Here is a 26,740-nt window from a genome sequence, read left to right as displayed (position 1 = left end):
CTTAGCGTCCCTCGCGGCGGGCCAGGTGCAGCACCGCCGCCGCGAGCACGACAAGGCCCAGACCACCGCCCAGCGTCAATGCGGTCTGCACCCGCCAGGCCTCGGTCGCCAGGATGTTGACGGGCATCTGCCACGGCATGAACACCCCTTGCCTGGCGGATGTGGCCACGACGGCGAAGAAGGTTCCCCCTATGCCCAAGGCCAAGCCCGGCACAAAGCTGGCGAAACGGATGGCGGTCCAAAACTGTATGGCGATCATCAGCAGGGCGGCCGCCGCCATCCGCGCCATCGACCAGGCGTAGCCCGTCAAATCGAGCGCGCCCATAGCCGCGGCCTCCGGCTTGATCAGGCCGCCCAGCGCCACCGCCCCTATGGTCGCGCCCAGCACCGCCGCGCTCATGATCAGCACGAGAGCGATCACGCAGACCGCCTTTGCCGCGTAGAGGGTCCAGCGGGGAACAGGCAGGGCGCGCAAATGATCCCAGCTTCGCGGGCCGTGCTCCATGTGCGCGACCAGAGCGGTCAGGGCCGCGACGCAAAGCGGCATCATGAAATAGGCCCAGATCGCCATGCCGCTGCCGATCCACATGTCCCACTCCGACGGCGTCTTGGACCGAAGCAGCATCGAGAAGGAGAAGACGGCGATCAGGGCGGGCGCTGTCGCCGCCAGCACCAGAGCCAGGGAGCGGTTCAGCTTTCGGACTTCGACGGACAGGACAGTCAGCATCAGACAGGCTCCGAAACGGGTGTTGGGGAGACGGCGGAGGCGGCGCGATAGACGCTCTCCAACGAACGGGCGCGGGCGCCGATAGAGAAGACGGCTACGCCAGCCGCAACCAGATCGCGGTTCAAAGCAGCGCAGACCTGGTCATGATCGTCGCCGGGACGCAGCTGCGCCACCAGCCCATCGGCGTCGTCGCTCAGAGTAAGGTCGCGCGAACGCAAGACGGCGCGGGCGCGTGCCGGGTCATCGACACGCAGCCCGATCTCTGGCGCCAGTTCGGCCTTAAGCCGGGCCAGTTCGCCCTCGACCACCAGCCGACCCTGATGGATTACGCCGACATGGGTGGCGGTCTGTTCGATCTCGCCGAGCAGGTGGCTGGACAGCAGGACCGTCGCCCCCGCGCGGATCGGCAGTTCCCGCAGGAAATGACGCATGTCGGCGATGCCGTCGGGGTCCAACCCGTTCGTCGGTTCGTCCAGCATGAGCACCGGCGGGGAACCCAGCAGGGCGCGGGCGATGCCGAGCCTCTGGCGCATGCCCAGGGAATAGTCGCCGACGCGCCGTCCGCCGTCGCGCGTCATATCGACGACGTCCAGCACGCGATCGACCTCAGTCGTCGCCAGGCCCAGAAGTCGCCGGGTCAGGTCCAGATTCTCTCGTCCCGACAGATGGCCATAGAAGCCGTGCGCCTCCAGCAGGGCCCCGATCTTGCGGGCCGCGCCTCTGCGGTCCTTGACGACATCGACGCCGCAAACCCGAGCCACGCCCGATGAGGGCCGCAGCAGGCCGGTCAGCATCTTCATCGTCGTGGTCTTGCCAGCGCCGTTGCGGCCCAGGACGCCATAGACCGAATGATCCGGCACGGTCATGGACACGCCGTCCACCGCCCGACGATCCCCGAAAAGACGGGTCAGTCCCTCAGTCTCTATAGCCGCCATGCCCAACCCAATCTTTAACTCTTAGATAAAGTTGCGGCCCTCGGATTTTTAAGTCAAGATTAAAAACAAGACAGGTTTCAACTCGGAACAAGGCCCATGACCGCTGACAACCTCGCCCGCTTTCGGCTGATGTGCCGGCAGTTCCGCGCGCTTGCGATCTTCATGGTCGTCAGCGTCGGCGGCTTGCTGGCCCTGGCGCCGGTCGCCTTCTTCCTGGCGCAGGGAGATCGCCCGGTCCGGCTGCTGGTTGAACAAGTCCTTTGGGCCCTGCCCGCCCTATTCTACCTTTTCGCCGTCTGGTCGATCGGGTCGGCGATGGGGCAGTTGGCGAAGGGGCGTTTGATCCAGCCGACCTTATCGTCCGCCCTGCGTCGCGTGGGGTTGGCGCTTGGCCTTGGCGGAGTGCTCAGCGTCTTTGGCGTCACCAACCTGATGCGGCTGTTGGGTCTTACCCAGGGCGGCTTCGCCTATTTCGACATCGCCGGCATGACTCTGGGCATGATCGGCGGCGCCCTGTTCCTGTTGGGGCGCGTCATCGACCACGCCGGCCGAATACAGGCCGAGATGGACGAGATGATCTGAATGCCGGTTCGCGTCACCCTGAATGATCTGATGGTTCGCAAGGGCCTGAAGGCGCGCGACGTCGCCGCCCAGGTGGGCCTCAGCGAGACCCAGTTCTCGCTGTTTCGATCCGGCAAGGTGAAGGGCATAAGGTTCAGCACCCTGGCGCGGCTGTGCGCGGTGCTGGAGTGCCGCCCCGGCGATCTGCTGGACTATGATTTCGATCCGCGCGAGACAGAACCGGTCGAACCGGACGAGGTCTGACGGAACCGGCGCCCCGTCCGCCCATTAGATTTTCCTGACAAGCAGGAGCGGACCATGACGGATATCGACGACGCCATCGACGACGTGCGCGACGCGGCCGTTGATCTGTTGAACAGCGAGGGGCGGAGCGCGGCGCATGTCGCGGTTGGGGTGGCGCTGACGGTGGGGTTTGCTCTGCTGGCGACGGGCATAGCATCAGGCGCATTCACCCCCAAACGAAAGCTGAAACATGTGCGCGACGGCGATCTGCCCATTACGGAGAAGCCGCGCGGTGCCTTCAGCCTGATCCTGCCGGCGGTGTTTTCGGCCACGACCCTGTCGGCGGTGCGGGTCTGGAACGCGCCGCATCGGCCCGAAAGGACGCGCGCCATGGGGCTTTGGGTCGCGGCCCAGACGGTCAACGCCGTCTGGCTGGGGTTGCGCCCCTCGTCGATGTGGAAACAGGTGGCGGCCGCCATGTCGTCAGCCGGTCTCGCGGCGGCCTTCGCCCATGAGGCCCGCAAACTGGACGAGGGCGCCGGCAAGATGGCCGCCCCGACAGGCGGCGGCGTTCGGATGGGCAACTTCCTTCATCGGAAAGCGGATCAGATGAACGAGCGAACCCTCCACTAGGTCCGCCTTGCCCTTTTCGGGGGCTTCCTCTAGGGATCGCGCCCTATTCGCCACGCTCCAACCTGGGCGCGCGGGCGCAACCCCATTCCCGATGTGACCCCATGAAGATCAACGGCAACGCCATCAAGCCCGGCATGGTCCTGCAACACAACGGCGGCCTGTGGGTCGTCACCAAGGCCAGCCACGTCAAGCCCGGCAAGGGCGGCGCCTTCGCCAACGTCGAAGCCAAGAACCTCGAGACCGGCAACAAGCTGAACGAACGCTTCCGCTCGGAAGACAAGGTCGAGCGCGTGACCCTGGAGCAGAAGGACTTCTCCTATCTGTTCGACAACGGCGACAGCCTGGTCTTCATGGATGACGCCACCTATGAGCAGATCGAGCTGCAGAAGGACTGGGTCGGCGACGAGCGCATCCCCTATCTGCAAGAGGGCATGAAGGTCGTCATCGAGATGCACGAAGAGCGTCCGATCGGCCTGGAACTGCCCGATCAGGTCGTGCTGGAAGTCGCCGAGACCGAGCCGACCGTGAAGGGTCAGACGGCCTCGTCCTCCTACAAGCCCGCCATCGCCTCGAACGGCGTGCGGATCATGATCCCGCCCTATATGTCGGCCGGCGAGAAGATCGTCGTCGACACGACCAGCGGCGAATACGTCCGCCGCGCGGACTGAACTCCGACAGGTGCTGGTGAAGAGTGCTAGTGAGCAGAGGGGCCGGCGGGGCAAGGCGCTCCGCACGACTTCCGCTCACCTTCTGCTCACCAGCACTATTCACCAGCACTTCCCGACGCCTTCCGCGTCCCCCTTGAACTTCTCCGCATCTCCGGCCTAAGCGGCTTTAGAGGACATGCGGACCAGGAGATTCCACAATGGCCCTCGCCTCCGCCCTGCTTCAGGTCATGACCGACGCGGTCCGCAAGACCGCCCGTCCTATGCTTCGCGACTTCGGCGAGGTGTCCCAGTTGCAAGTGTCGCGCAAGGGGCCGGGCGACTTCGTCACCGCCGCCGACCTGAAGGCGGAAGAGACCCTGTTCGAACTGCTGACCAAGGCCCGCCCCGGCTATGGCTTCCTGGGCGAGGAACGCGGTCTGGTCGAGGGGACCGACAAGTCCCACACCTGGATCGTCGACCCGATCGACGGCACCACCAACTTCATGCACGCCCTGCCCCACTTCGCCATCACGGTGGGGCTGGAGCGGCGCGCCCCGGACGGGTCCAGCGAGATCGTCGCCGGCGTCACCTACAACCCCGTCATGAACGAGCTGTTCTGGGCCGAAAAAGGCAAGGGCTGCTATCTGAACGACCAGCGAATCCGAGTCTCCGGGCGTCGTGACCTGTCGGAAAGCCTGATCGCCACCGGCCTGCCCTTCATCGGCAAGTCGGGTCACGCCCAGGCGATCAAGGACATCCACGCCGTGGGCCAGCGCGTCGCCGGCATCCGACGTCTGGGTTCGGCGGCCCTGGACTTCGCCTGGGTCGCCGCCGGCCGATATGACGCCTACTATGAGCGCAATCTGAAGCCCTGGGACGTGGCGGCCGGCATACTGTTCGTCACCGAGGCCGGGGGCCGGGTCACGACCATCGAGAACGACGGCGATCCCAAGACGGGCGTGTCGATCCTGGCGTCGAACACCGAACTGCATCCGCAACTGCGCAAGGTGTTGCAGGCGTCCTGAGGCTCGCTTCTGTCTCTTCCCCGCTTGCGGGGAAGTGGCGCGGCGCTTCTTCAGCGCCGTAACGAAGGGGCTCTTGCCGCATCACCAGCGGCCGGTAGGCGTCAAGAACCCCTCCACCGGAGTAGCTTGTCCTCGGGCTCGCCTTCGGCGAGACCCGGAGGCGGTCTCCCTCCCCACTGCGTGGGGAGTAGACATTCATATCCTTGTCGCGCGGCAACCCTATCCAGGGGGCATGATCCGCGCCATCGTCACCGCCCTCGCCCTCCTTGTCGGAACGCCGGCCATGGCCCAGCCGCTGATCATCGCCCACCGCGGCGCCTCCGGCGAACGCCCCGAGCATACGCGGGCGGCCTATGAACTGGCGATCCAGCAGGGCGCGGACGTGATCGAGCCGGATCTGGTGCTATCCAAGGACGGGGTCTTCATCGACCGGCACGAGAACGAGATCAGCGGAACGACCGATGTCGCCGAACGGCCGGAGTTTGCGGATCGCAAGACCACCAAGACCATCGACGGGACCGAGGTCACGGGCTGGTTCACCGAGGACTTCACCCTGGCCGAGCTGAAGACGCTGCGGGCCAAGGAACGGCTGCCCGCCTTTCGGCCCGGCAGCGCCGCCTATGATGGGCGCGAGCCGATCCTGACCTTCGACGAGGTGGTCGCCATTGCGCGCGAGGCCTCGGCCCGGACGGGCCGGACCATAGCGGTGGCGCCCGAGTTGAAACACCCGACCTATTTCGCCGGCATTGGCCTGCCGATGGAGGACGCTTTTGTGGCCGAGCTGAGACGACTGGACCTGACCGGCGCCGACGTCCCAATCATCGTCCAGTGTTTCGAGGTCGGGCCGCTGGAGCGACTGTCGAGGCGGATCGGCGCGCCCCTGGCCCAGTTGATCGCGTCCGAGGGCGGGCCCGTGGATCGGCCGGACCTGACCTATGCCCAGATGATCACGCCGGAAGGGCTGAAGGTCATGGCCGCCTATGCCGACTGGGCGGCGCCGGACATGACCCTGGTCCTGCCGAGGGATGCGGACGGGCGGACGATCGGGCCGAACGCCCTGGTCGCCGACGCCCACGCCGCAGGGCTGAAGGTGGTGATCTGGACTCTGAGAGCCGAGAACGCCTTCCTGCCGGCCGAGCGGCGCCGGGGCGAAGGCTTTGCCGAGCACGGCGACATGGCCGGCTACGCCGCCGCCTTCGCCGAGGCCGGAGTGGACGCCGTCTTCACCGACTTTCCGGCCCTAGCGCGATCAGGACGCTCTGCGAATCCTTGATTCAATGAAGGCCCTTCGGCTCAATCCGCCCGAAACTGAAGCTGGGCCAAGCGGGCGTAGAGGCCACCCTGGGCGACCAGCTGGGCGTGGGTCCCCTCCTCCACCACACGGCCGTCGTCCATGACCACGATGCGGTCGGCGCGCAGGACGGTGGCGAGGCGGTGGGCGATGACCAGGGTGGTGCGCTCGGTCATGGCCTGATCCAGGGCCGCCTGGACCAGCCGTTCGCTTTCGGCGTCGAGCGCGCTCGTCGCCTCGTCCAGCAGCAGGATGGGGGCGTCGCGGACCAGGGCCCGGGCGATGGCCAGACGCTGGCGCTGACCGCCCGACAGGCTCTTGCCGCGTTCGCCCAGTGGGGTGTCGAAGCCTTCCGGCAGGGCGTCGATGAAGCCCAGGGCCTGGGCCTTTTCGGCGACGGCGCGGGCCTCTTCCAGGGTGGCGGTCTCGCGGCCGAAGCGAATGTTCTCCAAGGCCGAGCCTGAAAACAGCGGCGTCTCCTGCGACACCCAGGCGAAGCGATTGCGAACCTCGACCGGATCGGCCTGGCGCACGTCCACCCCGTCGACCGAGACCAGACCGGTCTGCGGATCATAGAAGCGCAGCAGCAGGCGGAAGACGGTGGACTTGCCCGCGCCGGAGGGACCGACCAGGGCCACGGTCTCGCCGGGACGGACGGTCAGGCTGAACCCCTTCAGGGCCGGAAGATCGGGCCGGCCGGGATAGGCGAAATCGACGGCCGACATGGAGACCTCGCCGCGCGGCGGGGTGGGCAGGGCGACGGGCCGGGCCGGGGCGGCGATGTCGGGCGTGGCCCGCATCAGTTCCTCGATCCGCTCCATGGCGCCGGCGGCCTTCTGCACATCGCCCCAGCTTTCGCCGAGCGCGCCCACGGCCCCGGCGGCGAAGACCGACAGGAGGACGAATTGAAGAAGGGCGCCGGGCGTCATCTGACCAGCCACCACATCGCGCGCGCCCAGCCACAGGACCAGGGTCACTCCGCCGAACATGACGACGATGATCAGGGCCGTCATCCAGGCCCGCGCCCGCATCCGCTTCAGAGAGGCGTCGAAGGCGTCCTCCACCGCCGCGCCGAAGCGGGCGATGGCGCTGTGTTCGCGCCCGAAGGCCTGGACCGTCTCGACGGCGTCCACGCTTTCACCGGCAAAGCCGACGGCGCCGGCGAACCGGTCCTGGGAGGCGACGGTCAACTTGCGGACCCGGCGGCCGCAAATGAAGATCGGCCCCAGCAGGAACGGCACGATCAACAGGACCAGGCCGGTCAGTTTCGGACTGACGAAGAACAGCAGCACGACCCCGCCGATCAGGGTCAGGAAGTTCCGCAGCGCATAGGAGACCGAGGTCGTCATCAGGGTCTCGACCAGGGCGATGTCGGTCGTCAGGCGCGACAGCACCTCGCCGGTCCGCATATGGGCGTAGAAGGAAGGGTCCAGCGTCAGGATGCGGCCGAACAGCCCCTTTCGGAGGTCGGCGATGACCCGCTCGCCCGTCCGTGTGACGTAGAAATAGCGGGCGGCGGTCGCGAGCCCCAGGAACAGGGCGTTGGCCCCCAGCAGCAGGAACCAAAGGTTCAGGCGCGCGCCGCCGTCTTCAAATCCGTGATCGATGGCCCCTCGGGCCAGGGCCGTCAGCCCCAGTGAGGCGGTGGTGGACAGCAGCAGCCAGAAGACCGCCATGAGTGCGTGGCCCTTGTGCCGAAGCGCATAGGGAATCAGCCGCGCCAGGGGACGGATGTCCCGGCGCTTCGCCCGCTTCTCGCCCGCTTCAGACATCTGTTCGGCCAGGACGGCGCCGGCGCTGGGCCGCCCGTCCAGGCTGGCCGCGCCGGCGGCGCGCCCCGCAGGAAGACTGGCGGAACGGGCGGAGGCGGCGGATTGATCAGTCATTGCGACCGCCTCTTGCCCCGGAACGCCCCCCGGTGTAAACGCCGCCCCTCATTCCCGCCGGATTTTCTGGCGGGTTTCTCATTTCATGCGCAGCGACGGTCGGCATCGTCATCGCGCCCAGAGACCGGACGACGACCCATGAAGGCGGACACCCACCCCGACTACCACTTCATCACCGTGGTGATGACCGACGGCACGACCTATCAGACCCGTTCGACCTACGGGAAGGAAGGCGACAAGCTGGCCCTCGACATCGACCCGACGACGCACCCGGCCTGGACCGGCGGCAACGCCCAGCTGATGGACCGCGGTGGCCGCGTGTCGCGCTTCAACAACAAGTTCGCCGGCTTCATCAAGAAGTAAGCGCGTCCTTGCTGCGACACATCGCGGCAATCACGTCACGAAGAGCGCCGGTCCGATGGCCGGCGCTTTTTGTTTGCCTGGAACGTCGGTAACATGGACGGCGTTCAAATCAGCAAGAACAAGGGCGTCGGTTCACGGGGATCGGGCCATCGAGAAGCGGACGGGTTATGAATAGACGGGAACTGGGTTTGGGCGTCGCAACGGCGACGATCGCCCTCGCCTCCGCTGCGCGGGCGCAACAGGTTTCCATCCAGCGCCCTGCGGCGGCCACCGCCTTCTACAACAGTTTCAACGATCAGATTTCGCGCCTGCCGGAAACCCAGCAACCGGACGTTCGCGCCTTTTATGAGATGAACGGCTGGCGGCCGGTATGGACCGGCGAGCGGATGCGCGCCCTGAACACCGTCGCCGCCCGGGCCGAGCGCCACGGCCTGTCGGCCGGCGACTATTTCGACTTCGTGGGCCTGGCCGCCGATCCCGCCTCGGCCGATCTGCGCACGACGGCGGCGGCCCTGGCCTATGGCCGCGTCCTGGCCGAGGGCAAGGTGCGGCCCGAGACGGTCGAGGATCTGTGGGAAATGCAGAAAAACCGCGTGGACCTGCCTCGCGGCCTCAGCGACGCCTTGGCCCGCAACATCCTGCTGGACTGGTTCGAGGGTCTGGCGCCGACCGACATCGGCTATCAGAACCTGTCGGCCGGCTATGTGCGCTATCGCCGACTGGCCGCCGGCGGCGGCTGGCCCGCCTTCCCGGCCGGTCCGACGATCGAACCCAACATGAGCGACCGCCGCATCCCCGCCCTGATCGACCGGCTGACGGCCGAGGGCGATCTGACGGCGGCGCAGGGCGCGCGGCTGAAGGCCCAGGGCCTGACTTACGGCGCCGAGCTGCAACAGGCGGTCCAGGGCTTCCAGACGCGGCACGGCCTGGGCGCAGACGGCCGCATCGGAACGGGCACCCAGCGCTCCCTCTCAGCCTCGGCCGAGGACCGGGCGCGTCAGATCGCCCTGAACCTGGAACGCCGCCGCTGGCTGAAGCGCGACGTTGCGCCGGAGCGGATCGAGGTCAACACCGCCGCCGCCATCATGGTCTATTGGAAAGACGGCAAGCCGGTGCACTCCAACCGGGTGGTGGTCGGCTCGGCCGAGAACCAAACGCCCAGCCTGGAGAAGCCCTTCGCCTCGGTGGTCGCCAATCCGCCCTGGTACGTGCCCGCCGGCATCGCGCGGCGCGAGATCCTGCCCAAGGGCCCAGGCTATCTGGCGGCCAACGACATGTATGTGGCCAACGGAACAGTGATCCAGCGCGCCGGGCCGAAGTCGGCCCTGGGTTATGTGAAGTTCGAGCTGCGCGACAGCTACGCCATCTTCCTGCACGACACCCCGTCCAAGGCCGCCTTCAACCTTTCCATGCGTCAGCGCAGCCATGGCTGCGTGCGGGTGCAGAACGCCGTGGAATTCGCCCGGCTGCTGCTGTCGCCCGATCCCGCCAAGCTGGCCGAGTTCGACACGGCCCAGCAGACGCGTGAGACCACTCGCGTGACCACCGGGCGCGAAATCACGGTGCGGCTGCTGTACTGGACCGCCTTCGTGGACGGTCAGGGGCGGGTCGCCTTCCGCGAGGACGTCTATGGCCGCGACGGCAAGCTGGCCCAGGCGCTGGGGATCGCCGTCAGCCTGCCTCGGCCGATCGACGACGGGCGTCGCGACGCTGACGACGTCGGGCCGTAAGGTCGGGCTTTAGAGGCGTCAGCCCTTGAAGGCGGCTTCCAGCAGGCCCAACTGGCTGAGGACCGGATTCTGCGGCTGTTCCTCAGGCGCCTCCAGATACATGCGGCGGTCGAGATAGAGGGCGCGGTCGAACAGTTTTTCCGACCGGACCAGATATTCGACCAGGGCGATCGGCAGTTCCGCGTGGCTGGGCTGGCTCTCGATCTTGCGGTCGTTCAGACGATAGCGCGGCTCGCAGGCGGTCTCGGCCGTCATGTCGTTCTCGCGTACGGCCCGCTGCACCAGCAGCCAGGAGGCGATCTGCATCAGGCGCGTGGTCAGCTTCATGCTTTCGGCCGCATAGGCCAGGGCGGCCGAGCGGGACAGCATCTTGGAATCGCGACGTCCCTCTCCGTCCAGATAGGCCGCCGTCTCCTCCACCAGTTCCATGCCTTCGCGGAAGGTGCGGTCGAACAGTTCGGAACGGGTGAAATCCTGCACCTTGCGAGCGCGTTCGGCCCGGGCGGCCATGTCTTGATCGTCGCTCAGGGTCATGGGGGACATCATCATGAAGGTTAGGCCTGTTCCGACTTGGGGCCACAAACGGCCTGGGCCGAAGGGTTTGCAACCGTCATGCCACGGATTTGAGACGCGGGCGATCAGGGTCTAAAACTGAACAGGGCGTCGGCGGCGCTTTTCTTGGCCTGTTTCTTCTCGATCGCTGTCTGGGCGCGACTGATTTCGGCCGTCAGTGCGCCGATCCGCTCCTGCAGGTCTTCAATGGAATAGGGGTCCAGATCCTCGCGCTCAAGAGTGGTCAGGGCCTCTCCACGCCGCGGGCGAGGCTCGAAATCGTCGAACATGGTCGTCGCCTTTCTGCGCCTGTCATGGCCGAAGTCGGCCGGAACCCCTATCTGAACGCGCGGACAGCGACGAATGCAAGCGAGGCGACATGCGGCTTATCCAGATCGAGGGCGGTTCGGGTCCGGCTGAGGCGCTGAAGATCGCCGAACAGGCTGATCCGACGCCTGGCCCCGGCGAGGTGTTGATCCAGATGCGCGCGGCCGGAATCAACCGGCCCGACCTGCTGCAGCGGCGGGGCGGCTATCCGCCCCCGCCCGGCGCCTCCCCTGTCCTGGGACTGGAGGTCGCGGGAGAAATCGCGGCCCTGGGCGAAGGCGTGAGCCAGTGGCGCCGGGGCGACCGGGTCTGCGCCCTGCTGGGCGGCGGAGGCTATGCCGAACAGGCGGTGGTGGACGCCCGCCACGTTCTGCCGATCCCGGAGGACCTGTCCTTCGTTCAGGCGGCCGCCCTGCCCGAGACCGTCTTCACCGTCTTCGCCAATGTGTTCGAGGCGGGCGGGCTGAAGGCGGGCCAGACGCTGCTGATCCACGGGGCGACGAGCGGGATCGGGGTGACGGCGATCCAAATGGCCAAGGCGGCGGGCGCTGCGGTGATCGCCACCTCGCGCGGGGCGGACAAGGCGAAGGCGGCCCAGGCTTTGGGCGCCGATGTCAGCCTGGACGCCCGATCCGACGACCTGGCGGCCGCGATCGCCGAAGCGGGCGGCGTCGATGTGCTGCTGGACATGGTGGGCCGCGACTACGCCGAACTGAACCTGAAGGCGTTGAAGCCCGGCGGTCGCTGGGTGGTCATCGCATCCCTGTCCGGATCGGTGGTCGAAATCGACCTGATGCGGATCATGCTGAAGCGGCTGGTCCTGACGGGATCGACCCTTCGGAGCCGATCGGCCGATGAGAAGGCCCGGCTGACCGCCGCCGTTAAGGCGACGGTCTGGCCCTGGGTCGCCTCCGGTGCGGTGCGACCGCCGGTGCAGGCTGTCTATCCGTTGGACAAGGCCGCCGAGGCGCATGGCGCGCTGGAGGCCGGCGATCACATCGGCAAGTTCGTGCTGACGCCTTGACCGCCCTCAGCGATCCCAACGCCCCCCGCCCCGCACCGGCCGCATCGAGGAGATGCGGTCGTTGAAGCCGTCGCTCAGGAAGCGGACGTCGCCTTCGACGATGCGGCAGCGCCCCCGGAACTCGGCGTCGGTGCAGACCTCCCATCGGCCGCGAACGCGCATGGAGCTGATCCGGTCGTTGAAGGGGGTGCGGCCCAGGTTGCGGTCCTCATCGACGAACTCGCGCGAGGCGCCGCGGAAGTTGGCGTTTTCATAGACGGTGATGGAGGTCCGGCCCCATCCTCCGTTCCAGCCGCCGCCCGAGCCGCCGCCCCAACCCCCGCCATTGTCTTCGCCGTTCCATCCGCCGTTCCCACCGGGATAGTCGGGACGACGATCTTCATAGTCCCCCCGCTCGCGGCCGCAGACCAGAAGGCCGTCCATATTGGCGATCTCTGCGTCTCCGCACCGGGCCAGTTCGATCGAGGTGCCGCGAATGCGGCCCCGCATGTCGCGGCAGTCGGCGTAGAGCCGTCCGCGGTGGGTGTAGGCCTCGGTGCAGGACCGGCTGTAGCTGCCGCGCGGGGCGACCCGCTGGGCGGTGATGTCCTGGCCGGAAGCCAGGGCGGCGGCCATGGCGGCGCCGAGCAGAATGGACATGGTGGTTCTCCTCTCCCAAAGGCGAAAGCCTCGATTACCGCGCAGGTTGCCGCCCCCCGGATGAACCGTGGCTGTACGAGAATGTCGGGCGACGTTTTCTTTTCAGGCGAATAGGCCTATATCGAAACCATAAGCGCCCGGTCGAAAGGCCGGGCGCCGTCGTATCCAACGCTGGCCGAACCCCCATTCGGCGGCCCCCACCCTACCGGGACGAACGCCCCATGAGCGACATTCTGATGCCCAAGGCCACTGCGGTCTGGCTGGTCGACAACACCTCCCTCAGCTTCGAGCAGATCGCCGACTTCTGCGGTCTGCATCCGCTCGAAGTCCGCGGCATCGCCGACGGCGACGTCGCCCGCGACATCCGCGGCGTCGATCCCGTCACCGGCGGCCAACTGACCCGCGAAGAGCTGGACAAGGCCCAGGCCGACGAAAACTATCGCATGAAGGCGATCGTCAGCCGCCACGCCGAACTGCTGAAGTCGGCCAAGCCTGCGCCGAAATACACCCCTGTGTCGCGTCGTCAGGATCGGCCGGACGCCATCGCCTGGTTCGTGCGCAACCACCCGGAAGTGACCGACGCCCAGATCGCCAAACTGCTTGGCACGACCAAGTCCACGATCGAGAGCGTGCGCAACCGCACCCACTGGAACAGCGCCAACATCAAGCCGGTCGATCCGGTGACCTTGGGCCTGGTCGGTCAGCTGGCCCTGGACGAGATCGTCAAGAAGGCCGCCGACAAGAAGGCCAAGGACGATCTGAAGAACGGCGGCGGCACCATCCTGCCCGTGGCCGAAGAGGTCGAGGAAGAGCCGGAATTCGTCCCCGAAGCCCGCCAGCGTCCCGGCGCCGAGCCGACGGCGGAATCGGTGTTCGGCACGAAGGATTGATCCGTTCGTCGCCCTCGGGCTTGACCCGAGGGCCTGGCGCTGTGCGCTGACTGTCTTCGCACCAGCGGCGGATCATCCGATCCTCGGGGCAAGCCCGAGGGCGACGGGAATAGAAACGGCCCCGGAGAGCGCTCTCCGGGGCCGTCGTCGTCTGGGCGTGCGCAATCCTCAGTGGGCGCGCTGCTCCAGGATGGTGATCTCTTCCTTCAAGCGAAGCTTCTTCTGCTTCAATTCCTTGACCTGCAGCGTGTCCACGGACGGATGGTTGAGTTCTCGCTGGATCGTCTGATCCAGCATGCGGTGCCGATTACCCAGTTCGCGAATACGAGCCTCGATGGTCATGGCTTGCGCCTCCGTTGGTTAGGGACCAGTAGAGTGAGCGCCCGGTTCGGCAGGCTGTGGAATCACATTCCAGTGACTGCTTTTCGTCCGGACACGACGGAGGCTGGCCCCAAAAATGGTCGATGATGTGAACGGAGCCATACGGACTGCTCCTTATCGGATGGTGGTCGGAATTTCAGGGGCGTCAGGCGCGATCTACGGCGCGCGGACGCTGGACGCGCTGAAGGATTTAGGCGTCGAGACCCATCTGGTGGTGACCAAGGCCGCCCTGCTCACATTGTCGCAGGAGACCGATCTGTCGCCCGAAGACCTGACTGCAAAGGCCTCGGTCGTTCACAAACTGGCTGACGTCGGGGCGACCATCGCCTCGGGCTCCTTCAAGACCTTGGGCATGATCGTGGCCCCCTGCTCGATAAAGACGATGAGCGAGATCGCCACGGGCGTGACCTCGTCGCTTCTGACCCGCGCCGCCGACGTGACGTTGAAGGAGCGCCGGCCGCTGGTGCTGATGGTGCGTGAGACGCCCTTCCATCTGGGCCATCTGCGGACGATGACGGCCCTGGCCGAAATGGGCGCGACCATCGCCCCGCCCCTGCCCGCCCTCTATGCGCGGCCGGAATCGATCCTGGAGATGGTGGACCAGTCGGTGGGGCGGACCCTGGATCTGTTCGGGCTGGACTGGAGCGCCGTGCGGCGCTGGGACGGGCTGAAGTGACCGCCGTCGAAACGCGCAGCCTGTGGGACTGGGCCGTCGCCGCCTATGGGCGACCCGGCGTCGGCGAGGCCTGCCTGGCCTTGCAGGACAGCCACGACCAGAACGTTCCCCTGCTGCTGTGGTCGGCCTGGGCCGCTGCGGCCGGCCATGAACCCGACGCCGAGACGATCGAGGCGGCCTGCGACATCGCCCGCGCCTGGGACGGGGTCGTGGTGGCGCCGCTGCGCGCCGTTCGCCGCACCCTGAAGGCTCCGGTCCCCGACATCGAGGACGCGCCCCGCCTGGCGGTCCGCGACAAGATCAAGGGGCTGGAGCTGGAGGCGGAACGCCATCTGCTCGCCGCCCTGGAAGCCCTGATCCACGACGCGGACGACCACGCGCCCCGCCCGTCCCCGCGCCCCGCCCTGGCGGCCCTGGTCGCGACGGCGCGGCTCTGGGCGCCGGTGACGCCTCGCCCGGCCTTGCAGCGGCTGGCCGAAACCCTTTCCGCCTGAAGGTCGTCCGATTATGTTGGCTCTACCGACTGCAAGATGGACTGCACGATGAACGACGATGTGCCGGACATCACCGAGGAAGAAGCGGCGCTTCACGCCCGCGTCAAATTGCTGCGCCAGGAGCACGCCGACCTCTCGGCCTCGATCGACGCCCTGTCCGAGGCGGCCGTGCCTGATCAACTGCTGATCGCCAGACTGAAGCGCAAGAAGCTGGCGCTGAAGGACGAGATCGTCAAAATCGAGGATCAGATCCTGCCGGACATCATAGCCTAAGGCCCAGTGGCTTGGGTTGCGCCGAATGGTCGCAAATGATACCCATTCGCAGGAATGGAGACCGATCATGGCGACCTTGAGTGACGGCTGGGACGCGCGCTATGCGGCGACTGCCGACTATGTTTTCGGCACGGCGCCCAGCCAGTTCGTGGTGACGCACGCCGACCGGCTGAAGCCCCGCAGTCGGATTCTGACGCCCGCCGACGGCGAGGGCAGGAACGCCGTCTATCTGGCCCGACTGGGCCACCAGGTGACCGCCACCGACATCTCGCCGGCCGCGCAGGACAAGGCGAAACGCCTGGCCGCGCGCGAGGGGGTCGAGGTGGATTTTCAGATCCAGGACCTCGAGGGGTGGACCTGGCCGGACGCGGCCTATGACGCCGTGGCGGCGGTCTTTATCCAGTTCGCGCCACCCGACTTCCGTGCGGCGATCTTTGAGGGCATGAAGCGGTCGGTGAGGCCGGGCGGCCTGATCCTGTTGCACGGCTATACGCCGCGCCAGCTGGACTACGGCACCGGGGGGCCCTCCCAGGTCGAACAGCTCTACACCCCTGAACTGCTGGAGGCGGCGTTCGACGATTTCGGGATCGAGCATTTGCACGCCTATGAGGCCGATCTGGACGAAGGGGCCGGCCACAGGGGCCGTTCGGCCCTGATCGACCTGGTCGCTCGACGGCCGCTGGATTAGGCTCAGCCCCATCCCGGCCCGATCAGGGTCCAAAAGTCGCCCCAGCCTAGGAGCATAAGCGCCGCTTCCAGGAGCATGACGGTTTTCGAACGCGCCCGCGCGTGTCGCTCCATGCTCCGGCTCAATCCAGAGCCTGTCCAAGCTGGAGACGCCGCCGAATGCGACGCCTGCTGACCGACGCGCCCCTGGCGCGTTGCAAAAGCCTATTGATCCACGGCGGCCAGACCGCCGCCTTTGCGACCGTGGCCCTGCTGGCCGCCGCCGCCGCCCCCGGCGTGACGCGCGAAGCGGCGCCGACAGCTGCGGCCGAGCCCGTGGCTCCGCCGGTGAAGGCTCAGGTCGAAAAGGCCGGGCCGGTGATGCGGCAGATCGCGTTTTCCGCCCCCGTGCGCGGCTATGCGATCAACTCCCCCTTCGGCCTGCGCAAGCTGGCGATCGAGGCCCGCGCCCGCGCGCACAAGGGCGTGGACATCGCCGCGCCCAAGGGAACGTCGGTCTTCACCGCCGCCGAAGGCCGGATCGTCCGCACCGGCTATGACGCCGGGGGCTACGGCGCCTTCATCGAGGTGCGCCATCCGAACGGCCTCAGCACCCTTTACGGCCACCTCAGCCGCATTGATGTGGCCAGCGGCGATCTGGTGACGAGCGGACAGCGAATCGGCCTGGTTGGCTCGACCGGCTATTCGACAGGCCCCCATCTGCATTTCGAAGTGCGCCGCAGCGGCGCCCAGGTGAACCCGGCCAAGATCCTGGGCCGCCATTTCAAGGTGGCGGTCAAGGCGAAGGACTGATCCCGGCGAAAGATTGCCGCGCCCTTCTTTGCAGCCTAACCTTCTGGAAGCTTTTTGGAGGGGCATCATCGTGAACAGAATCGTCGCCGCCGTCGTCGCGGCCGTACTGGCGGCCACGCCCACCGCGGCCGCCGCCCAGGACTATGGCCGGTACAGCGATGCGGCCGCCCAGACCGAACTGTCCCGCATCGCCGATGTGCAGATGGCGGTCATGGTGCCGATGCGCGACGGAGTCGGACTGGCCACCAACATCTATCGGCCCAAGAACGCCCAGGGGCCCCTGCCGACCGTCTTCATCCGCACCCCCTATAATGAGTTGGCCTATAACCCCCGCACCACCCGCAGCGCCCTGACCTGGGTCAGCCGCGGCTATGCCTTGGTCATCCAGAACGAGCGGGGGCGCTATTTCTCGGGCGGGGACTATCAGATCCTGGGCTATCCCCAGACCGACGGCTATGACGCCCTGAGCTGGATCGCGGCCCAGCCCTGGTCGAACGGCAAGGTCGGCACCCTGGGCTGCTCGTCCTCGGCCGAATGGCAGCTGGCGCTGGCGGCCCAGAACCATCCCGCCCATGCGGCCATGGTCCCCCAGGCGTCCGGCGCGGGAATCGGCAAGGTCGGGCGGTTCCAGGAACAGGGCAACTGGTACACCGGCGGCGTGCCGCGCAATCTTTTCTTCGTCTGGCTGTACGGTGTCGACAATCCGCTTCGCGCCCAGATCCCGGCGGAGACGGACCAGGAGACCCGCGCCCGCATCGTCCGTTACAACGACCTTGACGCCAAGAAGCCCGAGGTGAACTGGCCCAGCCAGATCCGCCATCTGCCGGTCAACGAGATGCTGAAGGACCTGGGCGAGCCCCCCGCGACCTTCGAGGAACTGATCGCCCGCACGCCCGCCGATCCGGCCTGGCGCGAGGGCGGCCTCTATCACGACGACATGGGCTGGGGCGTGCCGGCCCTGTGGTTCAACAGCTGGTACGACGTCTCCATCGGGCCGAACATGGAGCTGTTCAATCACGCTCGCTCGACCACCCAGGACCGCGAGGCGGCCGAGAACCAGTATGTGGTGGTGGGGCCGAACAATCACTGCGCCTTCGCCGGGCTGAAGGCCGGGTTCCGCTCTGGCGATCGCGACCTGGGCGACGCCAGTTTCGACGCGGACGGCCTGGTCCTGGCCTGGTTCGACCGCTGGCTGAAGGGCGAGCGCCGCGCCTTCCCCGACAGCACCCCGCATGTCCAATATTTCAACATGGGCCAGAACGAATGGCGCACCGCCGCCCAGTGGCCGCCGGCCGGCGTCCAGACCGTGCGGATGTATCTGCGATCCGGCGGGGCGGCCAACAGTCTGAACGGCGACGGCCGGCTGAGCCCCGAGGCGCCGCCGGCGGGCGAACAGGCCGACCGCTATCGCTATGATCCGATGAACCCGGTCCAGACCATCGGCGGCGGCGACTGCTGCAACGGCGGGCTGGTCACGGCCGGCGCCTTTGACCAGCGTCAGATCGAGGCGCGCAACGACGTGCTGGTCTATACCTCGGAGCCGCTGACCGAGCCGATGCAGGTGACGGGCTTCGTCGATGCGGTGCTGAAGGTGTCGTCGTCGGCGCCCGACACCGACTTCGCGGTCAAGCTGGTGGATGTGGCGCCGGATGGGACGGCCTATATCCTGGGCGACACCATCATGCGGGCCCGCTATCGCACCGGCTACGACCGGCCCACCCCCCTGACGCCCGGCCAGATCGCGACGGTGCAGCCCACGCCGATCACCATCAGCAACACCTTCCAGCCGGGCCACCGCATCCGGGTCGAGGTGACCAGCTCCAACTTCCCGAAATTCGTCCGCAATCTGAACACCGGCGGGCCGAACGAAAGCGAGACCCAGGGCCGGGTCGCCGACAACGCCCTGCATCACGCCGGAGACGACGCCTCCTACATCGACCTGCCCGTCCTGAAATAGGGCGACGGGGCGGAAGCGGCTGGCCTGAACCGCTTCCGCCTTGCTAGGCTGGCCGCAACCATAAGGGGAGACGGAATGACGGCTGCGTTGACGCTGGAGAGCGTGAGCAAGCGGTACGGTGGTTTCGACGCCGTGCGCGAGTTGAGCTTCGAAGTGCCCAAGGGCTCGATCTGCGGCTTTCTGGGGCCGAACGGCGCGGGCAAGACCTCGACCCTGCGGATGATCCTGGGGCTGCAACCGGCGACCTCGGGCCGGATCGCCATCCTGGGCGCGCCGGACGGACGGCTGGTCCGCGACCGGATCGGCTTCCTGCCGGAGGAGCGTGGTCTCTATAAGAAGATGACCCCGGTGGAGGCCATCGCCTTCTTCGGCGCCCTGAAGGGCCTCCCCTCTCACGAAGGCAAGAGGCGCGCGAGGCAGTTGCTGGAGCAGCAGGGCCTGGGCGCGGCGCAGAAGAAGAAGATGAAGGAGTTGTCCAAGGGGATGGCTCAGAAGGTCCAGTTGATCGCCGCCGTGGTGCACCGGCCCGAGTTCGTCATCCTGGACGAGCCCTTCTCGGGCCTCGATCCGATGAACCAGCAGGGGCTGGAGGAGATGATCCGCGGCCTGGCGGCGGACGGGGCGACGGTCCTGTTCTCGACCCATGTGATGCAGCATGCCGAACGGCTGTGCGACAAGGTGGTGCTGCTGGCCAAGGGGCGTAAGGCGTTCGAAGGCACGGTCGAGGAGGCCAAGGCCACCTCCCCCCGCGTCCTGGACCTGGAAGGCGCCATCTCGCCCGGGGCGGCCGGCGCCCTGCCCGGCGTGGCGGGGGTCGAGACCCTGTCCGATCAGGACGGGGTGCGCCGACTGAAGATCGTGCTGGCGGCCGGCGCGGGGGGCCAAGACACGCTGAAGGCCGCCTTCCTGAGCGGGCTGGACGTCCGGGGCTTCGCCCTGAAGGAACCGACCCTGCATGACGCCTTCATCGGCCTGACCGGCGACAATCCCGATCAACCCGCCGTCCGCGCGGAGGCGGTCCAATGAAACGCACCCTGCTGATCGCCCGCCGCGAATATGTCGCCTACGCCAAGACCGTGGGCTTTTGGCTGTCGCTTCTGGCCTTTCCGATGTTCGCCGTCCTGGGCGGGGGCATCCCCCTGCTGATCCGCTCGGCGGAACCGATCAAGGTAGTGACGGTGATCGAGGACGGTCCGGCGGCGACCGGCCTGGCCGCCGAGGTGCGCGCCGCCCTTCAGGAAGAGAAGGACCGTCTGGCGGAGCGGGTGCAGGAAGCAGCCCAGAAGGGCCAGGCCGCGGCCGGCCGCGCTGCCGCCTCCATCAGCGGTCCGAAGATGCGGCTGATCGACGCCCCGCCCGCCCTCACCGTCGCGGCGCCCGGCGCCGCACGTGAGGCGGCCTTGCGCGAGGTGCTGGACAAGGATGCGTCCAAGGACCGGCGCGTGGACGCCGTGGTCTTCTTGAGCCGCGTCGACGGCAAGCCCCAGGCCCAGGTCTGGACCGCGCGGGCCATGGACAATGACGTCGCCGACTTCGTCCGCAACGCCCTGCGGACCGGCTATCGCGACCAGGCCCTGACCGCTGCAGGCGTCGCCCCGTCCCTGGTCGAGCAGATCGAATCCTTCAAGCCCGAGGTGAAGGCCTTTTCGCCCAACGCCGCCAGCGGGGGCGAGGTGTCGATGCGTGATCGAATTCCGGCCTTCATCGGCCTGGGCGCCGGCTTCCTGCTCTGGTCGCTGGTGATCACCGGCGCCTCCATCCTGCTGAACAGCGTGATGGAGGAGAAGTCGAACAAGATTCTAGAGGTGCTGCTGTCCTCGGCCTCCGCCTCGGAAATCCTGACCGGGAAGGTGCTGGGGGTGGCGATGCTGACCTTGACGGTGCTGGCGGTCTGGGCGGGAATCGGAACCTCGGTGCTGACGTCGGCCTCGCCCGATACGGCGGCGACGATCGGCCAGGTGCTGCTGGACGGCGGCCTGGTCTTCTATTTCATCGCCTATATGGTCGGCGGCTATCTGATGTACGCCGTGCTGTTCGCGGCCATCGGCGCCTTCTGCGAGACGCCGCGCGACGCCCAGACCCTGATGGGGCCGATCATGATGATCCTGGTCGTGCCGATCCTGGTCATGCAGATGGCCCTGACCAGCCCCGATGCGCCGGTGGTGAAGGTCCTGTCATGGATTCCCTTCTTCACCCCCTTCCTGATGAGCGCGCGTGCGCCCAGCGATCCGCCCCTGATCGAGATCGTTCTGACCTTGATCGGCATGTTCGCCACCGCCGCCCTGATGGTCTGGATCGCCGGTCGCGCCTTCCGCGCCGGCGCCCTGTCGGACGTGAAGCTGAGTTGGAAGACGTTCGGACGGGCGGTGACGGGACGGGGATGAGGCGCCGCCTCCTCTCCGCCTCGCACCACGGAGGCGACAAGAAAAAGGCCGCTTCCCGAAGGAAGCGGCCTTTGATCTTTCGGCCTACGCCTGAGCCCCTTAGGGCTGAGCCTTAGCGGCCGCCGGGGACGCGCGGCTTGGGCGCGGGCAGCAGGCCCTCGCGTTGGGCGCGCTTGCGGGCCAGCTTGCGGGCGCGACGGACGGCCTCGGCCTTTTGGCGGGCGCGCTTTTCCGACGGCTTTTCATAGTGCACGTGGCGCTTCATTTCACGGAAGCTGCCTTCGCGCTGCATCTTCTTCTTGAGGGCTTTCAGCGCTTGATCGACGTTGTTGTCGCGGACGAAAATCTGAACCAGGGGTATCTCTCCTTTGGCCGCCCGCCGCGTCCTTTCGAAGGGAGACGGGCAGACAAATAAAATCCTCTCCCGGGAGCGAGGCTCTCGGATGAAGGCGGGCTGATACACGAGCCCGCCGCGTCTGTCCAGTTCGTCGCAACCATTCTTCCAGGCTCGAAACCCCGAAAAGACGGGCGTATGATCCGCCCATGACACAGACCGACGATTGGGCCGATCAGACCGAACAGACCGTGCTGGACGCCGCCGTCGCCCGCGCCCCCGCCCTGGGCTGGAACGCCCGGCTGGTCCGGGAGGCGTGCGAAGCCTGCGGCCTGTCGCTGGGGGATGAGGAACTGCTGCTGCCCAACGGCGCGCGGGATCTGGCGGCCCTGCTGTCGCGGTGTCACGATGCGCGCGCCCTGGAGGCCCTGCGCGCCGTCGATCCCAAGTCGCTGAAGATTCGCGAGCGAATCGCCCGCGCCGTGTCTGCACGGATGGAGGCGGGCGCGACCGACCTGGAGGCGACGCGCCGCTGCGCCGCCTTCCTGGCCCTGCCCGTCAATGCCGATCTGGGGCTGAAGCTGGCGTGGGAGACGGCGGACCATCTGTGGCGCTGGGCGGGGGATGAATCGACCGACTGGAACCACTATTCGAAGCGGACCATCCTGTCGGGCATACTGATTCCCGCCCTGACGATGCGCTGGTTCGACGGCCGCGAGGCGGCGGAGGCCTTCGTCGCGCGGCGGATCGAGAACGTCATGGCCTTCGAGAAGTGGAAGGCGGGCAAGGATTTCGAGGCGCCGTTCCGCAAGGTGACGGACATGCTGAGCCGCGTCCGGTATGGGGCGCGGGGTTAGGCGCTTCTTCTTTCGTCATCCTCCGGCAAGCCGCCTCTTCGCGGCGCAGACCGGGGGACCCAGCGGCGCCGAAGGCGATGTGTCAGCCGCAGGCTGCTTTTTGGCGCTCGTGACCGCGACAGGTTCGCGCTCTCGCGCGCCGCTGGGTCCCCCGGTCTCGCTGCGCTCGCCGGAGGATGACGAAAGTGAGGAGGTCAGACCGTCCCCAGCACCCTGTTCACATGCGCCATCTTGCGGCCTGGTCGGGCCTCGGCCTTGCCGTAGAGGTGCAGCCGTTCGTCGGCCTTGGCCGACAGGGCGCGCCACTGATCGACCTCGTCGCCCAGCAGATTCTTCATCTCGATCCGGGCATGGGCCGCCGTGGGGCCGAGCGGCCAGCCGGCGACGGCGCGGATATGCTGTTCGAACTGGTCGCAGACGCAGCCGTCCTGAGTCCAGTGGCCGGTATTGTGGACGCGCGGGGCGATCTCATTGACCAGCAGAACGTCGTCTCCGAGGTCGAACAGCTCGACCCCGATCACGCCGACATAGTCCAGGCCGTCCAGGATCGCCTCGGCGATGGCGCGGGCGCGCACCTGGGTCTTTTCGTCGACGGCGGCGGGGGCCAGGGTCGTGCGCAGCACCCCGCCCTCGTGCCGGTTCTCGCCCAAGGGATAGACCGCCATATGACCGTCCCAGTCGCGCGCGGCGATGACCGACAGTTCGCGCACGAAGGTCGCCCTGGCCTCCAGGATCGCCGGACGGCCGCCCAGGCTTTCCAGGGCGGCGGGCGCGTCCTCGATGGCGTGGATCCAGACCTGGCCCTTGCCGTCATAGCCTTCGCGCCGGGTCTTCAGAAGAGCGGGCAAGCCCAGCTCCGTCAGGCCGACGATCAGATCGTCCAGCGTATCGACCACGGCGAAATCCACCGTCGGGGCGCCGACGGCGTTCAGGAAGGTCTTTTCGTCCACTCGATCCTGCGACACGCGAAGCGCCGTCGGCCCCGGCGCGACCAGGGCGCCGGCCTCGGCCAGCCGCTCGATGGAGGCGGCCGGCACATTCTCGAACTCGAAGGTCACGACGTCGGCGGCGCGGCCGAGCGCCGTCAGGGCCTCGGGATCGTCATAGGCGGCGACGATCTGGCTATGGGACACGCGGCCCGCAGGGCTGTTCGGTTCCGGATCCAGGATCACGACGTCGAAGCCCAGGCGCGAGGCGGCCTGGCTCAGCATCCGACCCAGCTGTCCTCCGCCGAGGATGCCGAGGGTGGAGCCTGGGGGAAGCGGAAGCTGGGGCACTCAGTCCTCGACGGTTTCGGCGACGGAATCGGTCAGGGCGGCCCGGAAGGCGGCGAGGCGCTGGGCCAGGGCTTCATCCGACAGGGCCAGGATCTGGGCAGCGAGGATGCCGGCGTTGGCGGCGCCCGCCTCGCCGATGGCCAATGTGGCGACCGGGACGCCGGCCGGCATCTGCACGATCGACAGCAGACTATCCATGCCCTTCAGCGCCTTGGACTGAACCGGGACGCCCAGCACCGGCAGGTCCGTCATCGAGGCGGCCATGCCCGGCAGATGGGCGGCGCCCCCGGCTCCGGCGATAATGACCTTGAAGCCTGCCGCCTTGGCGCCGGTGGAGAACTCGACCAGTCGCTGCGGGGTGCGGTGGGCGCTGACGACCTTGGCCGTCCAGGCGACGCCCAGCTGATCCAGCTTGTCGGCGGCCAGCTTCATCGTCGGCCAGTCCGAACGGCTGCCCATGATGATCGCCACCGGCGTTGCGGAAGTCGCCATAGTTCAAGGCCCCTCGCGGAAAGGCGCCCGTTACAGCACACGGGGCGCCGCCGCAACTGAACAGCGCCGGTTCATCGCGGGAATCCGCGCCGCGCCGCCTTCAATCTCTGCCGTCCAGCCTCTAACATCGACCTATCGCGCGTCCGTCTGAGTCGCGCCGCCGGAGCCTGCCTGCGCCGTGACCGACGTGGCCGAACACGACCTGACCGCCGAGATCGCGCGCCTGCGCGCCGAGCTGGACGCCTGGAAACAGCGCGCGGCGGCGGCCGAGGCGGCGGCCGATCACGACGTCCTGACCCCGGCCCTGAACCGTCGAGGCTTCGTCGCCGCCCTACAAAGGGCCATGGCCTATTGCCAGCGGCATGAGGTGCCGGCAGTCCTGCTTTATCTGGATATGGATGGGTTCAAGGGGGTCAACGACCGCCTGGGCCACGCCGCCGGGGATGCGGCCCTGGTGGCCGTTGCGCGGCTGATGATCGGCCATCTGCGGGAATCCGACGCCGTGGGCCGCCTGGGCGGTGACGAATTCGCCCTCTTGATGCTGAACGCCGGCCAGGAAGACGGGCGGGCCAAGGCGCGACAGCTGGCCGAGGCTCTGGAGACCGAAGGCTTCGTCTGGAACGGCGAACGCACCCCCCTGGGGGGCTCGTTCGGGGTCCGCGCCTGGGACGGCCATACCGACGCCGAGGTCTGGCTGACCGAGGCCGACGCCGCCATGTGGGTGCGCAAGAAGGGGCGCTGAGGCCCCTTCCCCGCCTTCCGTCCTACAGGGGCAGGCGCAGCTGGACGCCGCCCATATGGCTGTCGGCGTGTTCGCCGTAGCGACCACGATAGGCTACCGACACCTTCACAGGGCCGACCGAGCCCTCGACCCCCGCCGAGGCCAGGAACTGGCCGCCGAAGGGTTCCTCCACCTCACGCTCCAGCACCTGGGCCGGATTATTGTACAGGCCGACGCGGAGCGGATCCGAACTGTCGTCCAGGGCGTCGCGATAGCCGCCCTCGGCGAACAGGGCGAAACGGCCCATCTCCGCCTCGGCCCGCAAAGCGACCTCGCCGCTGATCGCCTTCATCTCGCGATCTTCGTACTGGTACTGGGCGGCGACGCCCTGCTCCCAATAGCCGTCGACGTCGCTGGTCGCCCAGGTGACGGCGGCGCGAGGCGACAGGGCCAGGCCCCCCATCTCGAACCACATCCCGCCCTGCAAACGCGCGCCGGTGCTGAGGGCGCGTGTCTCGGCCGTATGGACGATCGGCGCCAGGCTGGTGGTGCGTTCGATGTCGTCGATATTGTCGCGCGCCACCCCGACCGCCGCATTGACGAACAGGTCGCCCGAGCGCCAGCCGCCGTACAGGTCCAGGCCGAAACTTTCGACGCTGAAGGTCAAGGCCTGGCTTTCGACCTCGCTGGTGCGGGCCGTCCCGGCCATGCCGAAACGCCAATGTTCCGACGGACCGGCTTCCAGGGCGATGCGAGCGCCCCAGCCGTCGCTGGACGAATCGGTGACCGAGCCGCGCGCATCCGTCTCGACGCTGTCGACCATGGCCGAGGCGGTGATCGCCACGCCCGCCTCCCAAGCCTCGCGGCCGGACAGGGCCTCGCTGGCCGCGTCCAGCGCGTCCTCCCGATGCCGGAAGGCGGTCTCGCCCTGCAAGGCCGCTTGGGAACCGAGGTCGCCGTAATAGAGATAGTCGGTCGCCAGCCGGGCCATGACCTGATGCCCCGCCGCCGTGGGATGAACCCCGTCGAAGTAGAAATAGCTGTTCGGGTTCGAACAGACGGTCACTCCGTTGAAACAGGGCTGGGTGACGTTGGTGATGCCGAACTGGCCGGGATTGGCGGCGATGGTGTCGCCGATCTTGAACAGGTCCATCAGGATGATGTTGCTGCCCGGTCGGCCGGCGGCGGTAGTCGTCAGGCCGGTTTGCAAGGCGGTGTTGAAGGTCGTCACCGCATAGTCCGCCAGGGGCACCGCCGTCGTGCCGCGGAACTGCGGCGTCAGGCTCAGCTTGGGCAGGTTGGTGACAAGTATGGTCCCTGCCCCCGCCCCGGCGACGCTGTTGACCAGGCTGTTGACGTTGGCGGCCGCCGTCGTCGCGACCGGGGTGATGGCGGCCACCGGGCTGGACGAGGCGCCGGCGGCGGGCAGGCCCTGGAAGATGTCGTTGGCGCCGCCCAGGACGCTGACCAGGTCATTGGCGCCGAAGGTTCCGCCCCGGCTGGTGTAGGCGGCCAACTGGGTCAGCATGCCTGGCGGCGGGCCGGCCGACGAATCGGTACGGGCGCCGCCGAAGGCGTAGTTGATGCTGCCGCTGACCGACCCGTTGAAGTTGACGGCGTTGAAGCCCAGCAACTCCGTAAAGACCGGGCCGGTGGAGAACCGGCCTTGATAATAGGGCGGCGACGGCGGCTGCGTGCCGGCCGAGGCCAGATACAGATTGCCGTTGTCGCTCAGACTGTCGCCGAAGACGACCAGGCGATTATAGGTCTGGGCCGAGGCGGACCCCGCGAAGGCGCAGGCGGCGAGCGCCAGGGCCGCGGCGGCGGCGCCGTTGAGATAGCGTGACATATGTTCCTCCCACAGCCGTCTGTGTCGCGGCCGTTAGGTCGGGAGGATGCGCCACTCTGCGAAGAGCGCAAGATGCCGTTACGTCAGTCTTCG

The 26,740-nt window shown here is 67.6% G+C and carries 31 protein-coding genes; 20 read left to right on the top strand and 11 right to left on the bottom strand.

Annotated elements, in window-relative coordinates:
• Position 1: 1 nt before the first annotated feature.
• Positions 2-727, bottom strand: a complete 726-nt coding sequence (locus tag ACW178_RS08465) for an ABC transporter permease (RefSeq protein WP_492024464.1) — start codon at positions 725-727, stop codon at positions 2-4.
• Positions 727-1,662, bottom strand: a complete 936-nt coding sequence (locus ACW178_RS08460) for an ABC transporter ATP-binding protein (RefSeq protein ID WP_191555485.1) — start codon at positions 1,660-1,662, stop codon at positions 727-729. Before ACW178_RS08460 ends, ACW178_RS08465 begins: the two co-directional genes overlap by 1 nt.
• Before the next feature lie 96 nt (positions 1,663-1,758).
• Here ACW178_RS08460 and ACW178_RS08455 point away from each other — a divergent pair, with 96 nt between their 5' ends.
• The 6 genes from ACW178_RS08455 to ACW178_RS08430 all read left to right on the top strand — a co-directional run bounded on the left by ACW178_RS08455 (position 1,759) and on the right by ACW178_RS08430 (position 6,044).
• Positions 1,759-2,244, top strand: coding sequence for a hypothetical protein (locus tag ACW178_RS08455; protein ID WP_054765435.1), 486 nt, complete (start codon positions 1,759-1,761; stop codon positions 2,242-2,244).
• Positions 2,245-2,487 (top strand): helix-turn-helix domain-containing protein, encoded by a 243-nt coding sequence (locus tag ACW178_RS08450; protein ID WP_054765434.1) that lies wholly within the window; start codon positions 2,245-2,247, stop codon positions 2,485-2,487.
• 54 nt (positions 2,488-2,541) lie between these two features.
• Entirely contained in the window at positions 2,542-3,099 is a 558-nt protein-coding gene (locus ACW178_RS08445) for a tryptophan-rich sensory protein (RefSeq protein WP_152949927.1), read from the top strand.
• Between the two features lie 101 nt (positions 3,100-3,200).
• Positions 3,201-3,767 (top strand): elongation factor P, encoded by a 567-nt coding sequence (efp, locus tag ACW178_RS08440; RefSeq protein ID WP_054765432.1) that lies wholly within the window; start codon positions 3,201-3,203, stop codon positions 3,765-3,767.
• A 197-nt stretch (positions 3,768-3,964) separates the two neighbouring features.
• Complete coding sequence (locus tag ACW178_RS08435) at positions 3,965-4,771, top strand: inositol monophosphatase family protein (RefSeq protein ID WP_152949925.1); 807 nt, start codon at positions 3,965-3,967, stop codon at positions 4,769-4,771.
• Positions 4,772-5,003: 232 nt separating this feature from the next.
• Positions 5,004-6,044: a glycerophosphodiester phosphodiesterase gene (locus ACW178_RS08430; RefSeq protein ID WP_183215893.1), complete on the top strand. Its 1,041-nt coding sequence runs from the start codon at positions 5,004-5,006 to the stop codon at positions 6,042-6,044.
• Between the two features lie 20 nt (positions 6,045-6,064).
• Here ACW178_RS08430 and ACW178_RS08425 read toward each other — a convergent pair whose 3' ends face one another.
• Positions 6,065-7,948, bottom strand: coding sequence for an ABC transporter transmembrane domain-containing protein (locus tag ACW178_RS08425; protein WP_492024463.1), 1,884 nt, complete (start codon positions 7,946-7,948; stop codon positions 6,065-6,067).
• 138 nt (positions 7,949-8,086) lie between these two features.
• On the opposite strand from ACW178_RS08425, the gene rpmE reads away from it, so the two are divergent.
• Both rpmE and ACW178_RS08415 read left to right on the top strand, forming a co-directional pair.
• The gene (rpmE, locus tag ACW178_RS08420; protein ID WP_054765428.1) at positions 8,087-8,311 is read left to right on the top strand and encodes a 50S ribosomal protein L31; all 225 of its coding nucleotides are present in this window, start codon (positions 8,087-8,089) and stop codon (positions 8,309-8,311) included.
• 167 nt (positions 8,312-8,478) lie between these two features.
• Complete coding sequence (locus ACW178_RS08415; RefSeq protein ID WP_287105586.1) at positions 8,479-10,041, top strand: L,D-transpeptidase family protein; 1,563 nt, start codon at positions 8,479-8,481, stop codon at positions 10,039-10,041.
• An 18-nt stretch (positions 10,042-10,059) separates the two neighbouring features.
• Here the strand turns inward: ACW178_RS08415 and rcdA are convergent, their stop codons facing one another.
• Both rcdA and ACW178_RS08405 read right to left on the bottom strand, forming a co-directional pair.
• Entirely contained in the window at positions 10,060-10,575 is a 516-nt protein-coding gene (rcdA, locus tag ACW178_RS08410) for a protease adaptor protein RcdA (RefSeq protein WP_224761396.1), read from the bottom strand.
• Positions 10,576-10,679: 104 nt separating this feature from the next.
• A complete protein-coding gene (locus ACW178_RS08405; protein WP_182713930.1) occupies positions 10,680-10,883 on the bottom strand; it encodes a DUF1192 domain-containing protein in 204 nt (67 codons plus the stop codon).
• A gap of 89 nt (positions 10,884-10,972) precedes the next feature.
• On the opposite strand from ACW178_RS08405, the gene ACW178_RS08400 reads away from it, so the two are divergent.
• Positions 10,973-11,944 (top strand): NAD(P)H-quinone oxidoreductase, encoded by a 972-nt coding sequence (locus ACW178_RS08400; protein WP_287105587.1) that lies wholly within the window; start codon positions 10,973-10,975, stop codon positions 11,942-11,944.
• 6 nt (positions 11,945-11,950) lie between these two features.
• Here ACW178_RS08400 and ACW178_RS08395 read toward each other — a convergent pair whose 3' ends face one another.
• Positions 11,951-12,583 (bottom strand): beta/gamma crystallin-related protein, encoded by a 633-nt coding sequence (locus ACW178_RS08395; protein ID WP_201462471.1) that lies wholly within the window; start codon positions 12,581-12,583, stop codon positions 11,951-11,953.
• Between the two features lie 221 nt (positions 12,584-12,804).
• Between ACW178_RS08395 and ACW178_RS08390 the strand changes: the two genes are divergently transcribed.
• Positions 12,805-13,473: a DUF1013 domain-containing protein gene (locus tag ACW178_RS08390; RefSeq protein WP_191555478.1), complete on the top strand. Its 669-nt coding sequence runs from the start codon at positions 12,805-12,807 to the stop codon at positions 13,471-13,473.
• A 168-nt stretch (positions 13,474-13,641) separates the two neighbouring features.
• Here ACW178_RS08390 and ACW178_RS08385 read toward each other — a convergent pair whose 3' ends face one another.
• Complete coding sequence (locus tag ACW178_RS08385) at positions 13,642-13,815, bottom strand: YdcH family protein (protein WP_054765422.1); 174 nt, start codon at positions 13,813-13,815, stop codon at positions 13,642-13,644.
• Between the two features lie 115 nt (positions 13,816-13,930).
• On the opposite strand from ACW178_RS08385, the gene ACW178_RS08380 reads away from it, so the two are divergent.
• The 8 genes from ACW178_RS08380 (at position 13,931) to ACW178_RS08345 (ending at position 21,117) form a co-directional block, all read left to right on the top strand.
• Entirely contained in the window at positions 13,931-14,530 is a 600-nt protein-coding gene (locus ACW178_RS08380; protein WP_191555477.1) for a UbiX family flavin prenyltransferase, read from the top strand.
• Positions 14,527-15,024 carry a TIGR02444 family protein gene (locus ACW178_RS08375; RefSeq protein ID WP_287106359.1) on the top strand — a complete coding sequence of 166 codons (498 nt, stop codon included), beginning with the start codon at positions 14,527-14,529 and terminating at the stop codon, positions 15,022-15,024. Before ACW178_RS08380 ends, ACW178_RS08375 begins: the two co-directional genes overlap by 4 nt.
• Before the next feature lie 48 nt (positions 15,025-15,072).
• Entirely contained in the window at positions 15,073-15,297 is a 225-nt protein-coding gene (locus ACW178_RS08370; protein WP_054765420.1) for a YdcH family protein, read from the top strand.
• Positions 15,298-15,364: 67 nt separating this feature from the next.
• Entirely contained in the window at positions 15,365-15,985 is a 621-nt protein-coding gene (locus ACW178_RS08365) for an SAM-dependent methyltransferase (RefSeq protein ID WP_492024462.1), read from the top strand.
• Between the two features lie 158 nt (positions 15,986-16,143).
• Entirely contained in the window at positions 16,144-16,776 is a 633-nt protein-coding gene (locus ACW178_RS08360) for a M23 family metallopeptidase (RefSeq protein WP_287105144.1), read from the top strand.
• A gap of 70 nt (positions 16,777-16,846) precedes the next feature.
• The gene (locus ACW178_RS08355; RefSeq protein ID WP_287105143.1) at positions 16,847-18,733 is read left to right on the top strand and encodes a CocE/NonD family hydrolase; all 1,887 of its coding nucleotides are present in this window, start codon (positions 16,847-16,849) and stop codon (positions 18,731-18,733) included.
• 75 nt (positions 18,734-18,808) lie between these two features.
• On the top strand, positions 18,809-19,759 hold the full coding sequence (locus ACW178_RS08350; protein WP_287105141.1) for an ABC transporter ATP-binding protein: 951 nt from the start codon (positions 18,809-18,811) through the stop codon (positions 19,757-19,759).
• The gene (locus tag ACW178_RS08345; RefSeq protein ID WP_191558806.1) at positions 19,756-21,117 is read left to right on the top strand and encodes an ABC transporter permease; all 1,362 of its coding nucleotides are present in this window, start codon (positions 19,756-19,758) and stop codon (positions 21,115-21,117) included. The genes ACW178_RS08350 and ACW178_RS08345 overlap by 4 nt, the downstream gene beginning before the upstream one ends.
• A 112-nt stretch (positions 21,118-21,229) precedes the next feature.
• Here the strand turns inward: ACW178_RS08345 and rpsU are convergent, their stop codons facing one another.
• Positions 21,230-21,472 (bottom strand): 30S ribosomal protein S21, encoded by a 243-nt coding sequence (gene rpsU / locus ACW178_RS08340; protein WP_087120183.1) that lies wholly within the window; start codon positions 21,470-21,472, stop codon positions 21,230-21,232.
• Positions 21,473-21,660: 188 nt separating this feature from the next.
• On the opposite strand from rpsU, the gene ACW178_RS08335 reads away from it, so the two are divergent.
• Positions 21,661-22,308: a COQ9 family protein gene (locus ACW178_RS08335; RefSeq protein WP_287106322.1), complete on the top strand. Its 648-nt coding sequence runs from the start codon at positions 21,661-21,663 to the stop codon at positions 22,306-22,308.
• 194 nt (positions 22,309-22,502) lie between these two features.
• Here ACW178_RS08335 and ACW178_RS08330 read toward each other — a convergent pair whose 3' ends face one another.
• On the bottom strand, positions 22,503-23,585 hold the full coding sequence (locus ACW178_RS08330) for a 5-(carboxyamino)imidazole ribonucleotide synthase (RefSeq protein WP_492024461.1): 1,083 nt from the start codon (positions 23,583-23,585) through the stop codon (positions 22,503-22,505).
• Positions 23,586-24,077 (bottom strand): 5-(carboxyamino)imidazole ribonucleotide mutase, encoded by a 492-nt coding sequence (gene purE, locus ACW178_RS08325; protein ID WP_152949906.1) that lies wholly within the window; start codon positions 24,075-24,077, stop codon positions 23,586-23,588.
• A gap of 178 nt (positions 24,078-24,255) precedes the next feature.
• Between purE and ACW178_RS08320 the strand changes: the two genes are divergently transcribed.
• Positions 24,256-24,819 (top strand): GGDEF domain-containing protein, encoded by a 564-nt coding sequence (locus ACW178_RS08320; RefSeq protein WP_287105792.1) that lies wholly within the window; start codon positions 24,256-24,258, stop codon positions 24,817-24,819.
• Positions 24,820-24,841: 22 nt separating this feature from the next.
• Here ACW178_RS08320 and ACW178_RS08315 read toward each other — a convergent pair whose 3' ends face one another.
• Positions 24,842-26,647 (bottom strand): autotransporter domain-containing protein, encoded by a 1,806-nt coding sequence (locus ACW178_RS08315; RefSeq protein WP_287105790.1) that lies wholly within the window; start codon positions 26,645-26,647, stop codon positions 24,842-24,844.
• Positions 26,648-26,740: the final 93 nt, after the last annotated feature.

The organism is Brevundimonas sp. AVps4 (genome assembly GCF_058681525.1).
The sequence above is the reverse complement of the archived record's forward strand: the minus strand, read 5'-3'. Positions and strand labels throughout refer to the sequence as shown.